Here is a 1630-nt window from a genome sequence, read left to right on the forward strand (position 1 = left end):
ATTTTTGTTTATTTTCGTGTAAAATATGATCTAGTGTTTGCAATGAAATATGTCCTTTACTTAAACTTGCGTAGGGATATTGTAAATCAATAGGGTAGCCAATCTTTTTTAAAATATCAAAACCATTTATTTGCCAATATCTATTAAGTTCACGCGCATTGATATTGATTCCTAAATCTTCATAATTTTCTAGTTGTGATACCATAAAAAGTTCAAATTCAGATAATGAATCTAATGTTTCAATAGTCACATCAAACAACTTGGGAAATTCAATTTTTAGTTTTGGAATGTCTTGCAATGGAATAACTCCTTTTTGAAAACATTCATATACATAAAAGGGCACGAGTACATTATTCACTTGATGTTTATCAAAGACAAGATCAGTAGCAAACGATTTATTTTTTAAACTTTCTTTTGTAAAATTGAGTAGGGGAAGCATTGCAATCGCTACACTTGCTTTAAAGCAATTTGGGAAGTCTTCAAACCATTCTTTGTACAATCGAATGACTTGTTTGAGTTTCTCCATACGAAGTGTATCAAAATTAAGGGTAGAAGCTTCTTCAATCTCAGTAATTAGTGTTTGAATCAACCGAGTGTCTGTAACTTTGGTTGTTTGTTCAATAGATACTAACTTATCAATCACTTCTAAAATTAGCAGTTTGTCAAAATCTGTTTCATTGTCTAAAATACCTGTTTCTATAATTTTCTCATGTTCAATGGTGTTGTTTATCTCAATAGAGTTACTAGAAGTTTTACTTATCTGTACATCTTTAATCAGTTCTACTAAAGAATCCATGAATTTGACAGAGATAAAATTTCCATTGTCATCTATATCAATAACCTTTTGAACTCGCAACAATGTTCTTGCTCTCTCCTTATAGTTTCGAGGGAAAACCTCTAGTGAATCGATATGATCGCCAAAAAAACGTTTCGAAAATCGTTCAGCAATTACCGTAGCTACTCTTTTATAATTTTCAAAAATCACATATTCATCTTCTATAATTTCATCATTACATCTAATATTAATATCTACAACACAGAACTTTAAATTATCAATATTTTCAAAGCTTGGTTTGTAAGTAGGACATATGGTAATAGACTTCCAGTCCTTATCATTTTCTATTGCTTTTTTTAAATCATTTGCAAAGCGCACGTATGCTGGATGATAGTCAGCATACCATTTCATTTCGTTTTTAAAAAAGTGCTTAAAGCCTAATTTCTGTAAAAAAGTGATTAACTCTCTCTGAATAGGAATTGAAAATACAATTTCAATTCCGTTTTTAGCTGTATTGCGTTTTACGTGTACATTCATATTTTAACAAATTAGTGTTGAAAACACTAAGCTAAAAAGCACGATTGAAATATCATTTGTTCACTTTTGGTACTTGAACAATACGCTCATTTCTTTTTCATGCAGTTTTAAAAAATACCCTTAAATGAAAAGCGAAAATTGAATTCTTTACCTATTGCTTTATTGAAACAAGATCAGTTTTGAGAACAAAAAATAAAATTCAAAACCTCTTTTTTCGATATTTTATACCAAAGCAATATTTCTGCTTAGTGTTTAAAACACTAAGCTATGAAGGGAAATTGAAAAAACATTTGTAAAATTTTGTGTAGTACACAAAAT

The 1630-nt window shown here is 29.3% G+C and carries 1 pseudogene; it reads right to left on the reverse strand.

From position 1 onward, the window contains the following. Positions 1–1312: pseudogene (locus tag AA089_RS22940) on the reverse strand (SAM-dependent DNA methyltransferase); the annotation flags it as partial. Positions 1313–1630 lie beyond the last annotated feature (318 nt).

Origin of the sequence: Kordia jejudonensis (assembly GCF_001005315.1) — a bacterium.
In the GTDB taxonomy this organism is placed as follows: domain Bacteria; phylum Bacteroidota; class Bacteroidia; order Flavobacteriales; family Flavobacteriaceae; genus Kordia; species Kordia jejudonensis.